This is a genomic window from Acinetobacter sp. UBA5934 (genome assembly GCF_002430855.1).
Lineage (GTDB): Bacteria > Pseudomonadota > Gammaproteobacteria > Pseudomonadales > Moraxellaceae > Acinetobacter.
The window spans coordinates 1-5,770 of record NZ_DJDC01000129.1 but is presented as its reverse complement, the minus strand read 5'-3'; the positions used below and the strand labels follow the sequence as shown (position 1 = coordinate 5,770).

The window sequence follows — 5,770 nt, the reverse complement described above, 5'->3', positions numbered from 1 at the left end:
CCCCCCTTTGACGTACAGCTTCAAAGGTTTCTTGGTTTAATCGCCAAGTGAAATTAGTCGCGTGCTTGGTGTTTTCACTCAAGCCCATTTCTTGCAATTCTTTAATACTCTTGGCGCGCTTGGTGAGCTGTAAAAAAATATAATCGCCCACAGCTAATTCTACCTTCCTAAAATTTTCACATCCCTTAACCTGTTTAGCCAATTGCGCATTTAGATAATCAAGATGGTCATATTTATTCTGAATAATTTCACCGTTCGGCAATTTCAGCATCAGATCATTTACTCGACAAAGCAAAAGTAAGACCGGAGGATTTAATTCATATAGTTTATTTTCATTTTTCGATTTATCACGTAAATAACGATACACATCAGCATCGGTAAGATTTTCTTTACGGGAGTAACCACGGTCCAGAACTATGCAGCTAAACGTGCTTTGTCCGGACAAAAATTTTCGATATTGCTGCTGTGGCGTATTCAGTAAATCATAGCGATTATTCCATTTTTCAAGGATGGATTCGGCATTACTAGAAGTGGAGGGTTTAACCACAATTCCAAGATCATACCCTTTAGAGAAGCAAGCCAATATCGTATGAGTTGTTTCTTTTATTCCCTTAGTGTAATAAATCATTTTTCATTTTAAGTCTAAAAATTTAATGATTAATATAGCCTTATTTGTAGATTCTTAAAGGTATTTCAAAGATTTTTTTAATAGTGATCTTAAAAGATCACTTTTTAAAGGATAATAGCCATGTCTGGCTATTCTATAATAAGCAGTTCCGGGAATTTGACTTGACATGGTATCTGCTACGCATAAGATGGTCCTTGTAGATATTGTTTTTCAGTTGGACTGCCAATCCGTACATTCAATTTTCCTTAAATTGTTTGTTCATGGATTGCCAACCATGAACAAACAACATTACCCCTTTTCGCAACCTGCCAAGTTGTGAAAAGTTTTATCGGTGAAGCTGCATACGTCCGAAAGGTAGTTGGTGCGGCTACGATAGGGGCTGGCGGGTGTGAATCCCGCTTTCTACCTGTTACAAAGTTATGTTCACATGTTTATGTGATGCACGTAGGGCGACACGGAAACGGGCATTGACGGGTTATCAGCGTTTACAACATATGACTGATAACTTAGTGAATTAACCCTGTTTTATTTGTTACGGTGAGCCATCTCAAGGATTGAGTGAATGGCGTTAATAACCGCTTGGCAGATGCTTCGTAAGGGCATAGTCAAGGCGCACAGGTGGGCTTTTGAGATGATCGTGAGGTCATAGGGGAATGAGGTGTTAAACTGGATTTCTCGGCACGTCACGGTGAATTGCCGAATTCGTAGAGATACGTTGCAATTTGCTTTGGCGGTCAATGGATAGCTCAAGCCTGTAAGGTCGGCTCTGTCAACATACAACTACAGAAAAGTTGGTGGCAGTCGATATGCGTAGAGTAAGTGCTTTACCTTATTAATTTAACTAGAAAATATAACCCAGAAATGACTTGGAACTGCGGTCTGGCGAATTATGGAATTGATTTTAGTTAAGTTAGAGATAAGCGTACTACTCGATTTCAATGTTAATCATTGGAATCAAAGACAAGTAGAACTAACGTGGGCGCACTTCACACCGTTTGAGTTGTAGATATTTAATTTCTGGTTGATGAGTTCACAGAAAAGCGATTCTAGGCAAACAACAAGGTGGTGATCGGTGACGATCTTTAGAAGTGTTAGAGAATCAGACAAGTACAAAACCTTTGCTACATCGAGGTTGCAGACAGTTCAAGCGAATAAAAACGTAAGCGCTGTTAATTGGGAAAGTCTATACCGATAAGTTGGTAACGTTTAAGGTGATTGAAAACAGATTTTTTTCGGTAATATTCGATGGCATCAACATGCTTTGGCTAGCATGATTTACCGGAAAAACTGTCTTAAAACGATTCTACAAATCATGAGAATGAATTGCCCTGGCAGGTAATAATATTTTCAAACTGTTGATGCAGTATAAATACGTAGAAACTAGCTGTTTAAGAACCCAGACCCCTTTAAGGGGCTGGGTTTGTCTTTAAAGAATTAAAATATCTCTATTTCTCTCTTATTTTCGATTTAAGCCCTATATTTTTTTATAACGTAGTCAGATAACAAAAAAAAGTTAATCGGGCTATAACCCCTTATTTTTTGCCTTTAAATAACTCTTTCAATAAGATCAAAGACAGTTATATCCAATATTGTAAATGCTCTCACTCGCTCAAGTCCCCCACATCCCTCGCTTTGCTCGGGCTGATGGTGAACGTTGAGTGAGTTTCGGCAATACTCTCCCTAAGGGCTGTCACTTAAAAAAATGACACATCCCTTAAGTATTGCCGATTTACCAGTCGGGCTGACGGAGCCACGCATCGGTCGTATCTGCACATAGTTTTGCTGACTATGCAGACAAGGACTAAAGGTCTTGCACCTCCCCCCACGCGCTCCTTGTCGAAGTACGGCAGTATCTCTGCGAGGGTTTCCCCAACATGCAACTTAACCAACCTATACAACTACTCTCAACGCTCCGCTTATGTGGGATTCCCCTGTAACGGTTCCGCCTTTCGACGATCGCTACGATGCACCAGTGACACTTATTCCCTCCACATGCACCGCATGCCAACCATAAAGAATGGGCACGCAGAAGCAGGCAAAGCTCGATCTGGGATACTTATTTGATGAAAAAAAACACTTAACTAACGAAGACTTATCATTTTGGGCTTGATATTACTGCACATAACAGTGAAAATAGAGTTCAGGTACAAGCCTTTTGGTGAAATCTGCACGAGCGTCAACTCTGCTGATCTTCGTTACTTGATGGTGGTACATCAAATAACTGCGTACCGACAAATATAGAGCCCTGCTTGATGTAAGTCAAGCAGGGCTTTTTCATTTTTTAATCATAAAAAAATATTAAATATTATATATTTGAAGCAAATATTCTTAATCTGCGGTATATGGTGTAACTCTAATATGTAGGTCAGTTTTGACATAAAATATATGCTAATGGTTATATTATTTGCCTTCAAAGATAATAAATAGGACTTGAAAATTAAATGGCTAAACTCTCACTGAGCGAAGTATCCAAACAGTTTAATGTCGATAGATCGACCATTTATAGAGCTGTACGTAATGGACGCTTATCACGTTCGAGTGATGGCCAATTTGATATTGCGGAAGTTATTCGATGCTTTGGTGAACCAGACCAATTATCCAAACCAACTGAACCACCAAAACAAAGTAGTGATGCAGCTACACAAAAACTAATCTCTCATTTAGAAAACGAAGTCAAAAAATACCAAGAGCGTGAAGAACGTTTGATGCAACAAATTGACCGTATGCAAACCCTTATTGAGTTAAAAAGTGTGGCACCTGCCACAGCAGTGCCACACCCTAACACTACAGCACGCGACAGCCAAACGCCACAGCATGCAACAACAGATCAAAATATTGAAAATAAAGAAAATTTAAATAAGGATGTGGCAGAAATTGTGGCAATGCCACAACAAAATGCCACAGCACGCGACAGCCAAACGCCACAGCATGCCACGTTGCAAAATATGGCAGCACCACAACCTAAAAAACGTGGTTTATTTGGCCGTGTGCTGAATGCAGTATTTGATAATGATTGAGAAATAAGGGAGAAAGATCATGCCGAAACTGAAAGATATTGCCCTGGGTATTGTGGTTGCTCCTATCCTGATCCCGATCATGCTGATTGCGTCTTACCAAGATAAAAAGGCACTAAAGAAAGACTTAGACAAACGCCAAAAAGAAAAAGATCAGGCTTCCTGATTATTTACCTGGGCTTATTAAAACCGTGGAACATTGCTTATTTATTGATCGTGGAACAGGTAAAAATACTAAAAAAGCCCAATCGGTGCTGACTGGGCTTTAAAAAAAACATTAAGCTTATGATTTATATGAAATAAAAAGAAGCATTTCGTATAACGTGTATTATGTTAATTTTAGAAAAATTTAAGAAAATGCTTGGATAAGATAAGTATATAGTTGATCCCCTTGAATAATAGGTAGCTCTATTTGCTGTACTTCCTCATTTTTACTTAAATCATTATAAGTCTTATATGCTGTTGCTACCGCACCGGCAGCTAAACCAATAGTTCCTAATAATGATAAAGGACCTAACAGGCCTCCTGTAGCCCCAGCAATTCCTAGAGCTGCTCCACCCAATGTAGTTGTTTTATGCTCTTTATCTATCGACAAGTCTTTAATCTTTGTATTACTAACCAAGATACCGTTTTCATCTAGAATTTTTAAAGCTTTTTCTAGTTTAAGAAAAAAATTAGAAGGCTTTTCTTTAAGAAATAAACAAATAATGAATAGCTGTTCGACTGAGATAACTGTATCTCCTGCTTCAATTTTTGAGGCATTTGCTCCCCCAACTTCTAAAGCATTCGCTAAATCCTTCTGGGATTTTCCAATTTTTTTTCTATATATAACAATTAATTGACCTATAACCATAGGGATAGTTGTTGAAAATTTATATTTTTTTTCCATTACTTAAACAACCTAAAAATATGATTTAAAGACAATTATAGACCAAAGTAAACAAAATCTCAAAAAGATAATATTTTTTTAAAAAAAATTATTTACTTTAAAGAAAGTATCTACTAATATGATTTTGCACACTAACCAATATGGAGAACAGAGATGGATAAAGTGCTGACTCAAGTAGGGCTAAAAGTTCTTGAAGTACTGGTCAAAGAAGTCGTGATTATTATTCGCGAACAATCGAAAAAAAAATAAACAGAGGATGGGGGAATCTTTCCCCCATATGGAGTAAAAAATGAAAAGTGCCGATCTAATTAAAACTTTAATGAATATGGGATGGTATTTACATCGAATTAAAGGCAGTCATCATCATTTTCGACATACTGCCATAAAAGGTTTGGTAACAATTCCTCACCCCTCACAAGAATTACCTATAGGTACTGTAAAAAGTATAATGCGTCAGGCTGGAGTATTTATGAAAGCACCTAAATCAAGCCAATTCTATATGGAGAAAAATGTTGCTACTACAGCCCATTGCTATTGATTTATCTGAAGGAAAACCTTATGCCGTATATTTTCCTTCTCTTCCAGGATGTAATGCTATTGGAAATAGCATTGAAGAAGCATTACAAAATGCAATGGAAGCAGCTACGGCACACTTGGAAATATTGATTGAAGATGGGGATGAACTGCCTCATTCGGCTAATATTAATGAACTAATGTTATTGTCTGAATATAAACAGTGCGTATGGGCACTATTAGAATTAAAGATTCCGTATACAAACATATCTTCTATTTAACATAATGGCCATTATACGAAGTACACTTGTATATTAATATAAATATCAATAACTTAAAATTTTAACCCTGATCACAAAACGCACAAAAATTGGCTTTTGTAATAAGTTGGTGAGTTTTTAAGCATATCTGTAACATTTTGCCAGTAAAATTGGCTAAAAAACGATCAATTTGGCAATCAGTGCCCATTTCATACGGATCCAGGTTCCAAAACTATCCCCAATTGCTGGGGATAAAATTTAGGCTATTTTGTACGCTTTGGCTCACATCAATCTCTGCTCTTTGCTGCTATCCGGAATACTGGAATTTTCCTATTATGAACTCATCGGGAACAGGAAGTTCCATAGAAGAATAACAAGAGATAGGCACAAGGACTGTAAGGTACGACAGGAGTTATACCGAGCGAACCAATACGAAAAACCCCGGCAGGATAATCTGCACCCCGAA

5 protein-coding genes and 1 pseudogene are annotated in these 5,770 nt (G+C 37.6%); 4 read left to right on the top strand and 2 right to left on the bottom strand.

All coding sequences use genetic code 11. From position 1 onward, the window contains the following. A partial coding sequence (locus B2Y23_RS08835) for a hypothetical protein (RefSeq protein WP_291370289.1) occupies window positions 1–628 on the bottom strand: 628 nt, incomplete at its 3' end. Window positions 629–3,069: 2,441 nt separating this feature from the next. Here B2Y23_RS08835 and B2Y23_RS08830 point away from each other — a divergent pair. Then, window positions 3,070–3,645 carry a plasmid replication DNA-binding protein gene (locus B2Y23_RS08830; protein ID WP_291370287.1) on the top strand — a complete coding sequence of 192 codons (576 nt, stop codon included), beginning with the start codon at window positions 3,070–3,072 and terminating at the stop codon, window positions 3,643–3,645. 19 nt (window positions 3,646–3,664) lie between these two features. After that, complete coding sequence (locus B2Y23_RS08825) at window positions 3,665–3,808, top strand: hypothetical protein (protein ID WP_180004274.1); 144 nt, start codon at window positions 3,665–3,667, stop codon at window positions 3,806–3,808. 183 nt (window positions 3,809–3,991) lie between these two features. On the opposite strand, the gene B2Y23_RS08820 is transcribed toward B2Y23_RS08825, so the two are convergent. Next, window positions 3,992–4,531: a helix-turn-helix domain-containing protein gene (locus B2Y23_RS08820; protein ID WP_291370285.1), complete on the bottom strand. Its 540-nt coding sequence runs from the start codon at window positions 4,529–4,531 to the stop codon at window positions 3,992–3,994. Between the two features lie 289 nt (window positions 4,532–4,820). Between B2Y23_RS08820 and B2Y23_RS08815 the strand changes: the two are divergent. Together B2Y23_RS08815 and B2Y23_RS08810 are read left to right on the top strand one after the other, a co-directional pair. Then, window positions 4,821–4,997 (top strand): annotated as a pseudogene (locus B2Y23_RS08815) (type II toxin-antitoxin system HicA family toxin); the annotation flags it as partial. Between the two features lie 43 nt (window positions 4,998–5,040). Beyond that, window positions 5,041–5,325 (top strand): type II toxin-antitoxin system HicB family antitoxin, encoded by a 285-nt coding sequence (locus tag B2Y23_RS08810; RefSeq protein WP_291370283.1) that lies wholly within the window; start codon window positions 5,041–5,043, stop codon window positions 5,323–5,325. Window positions 5,326–5,770: the final 445 nt, after the last annotated feature.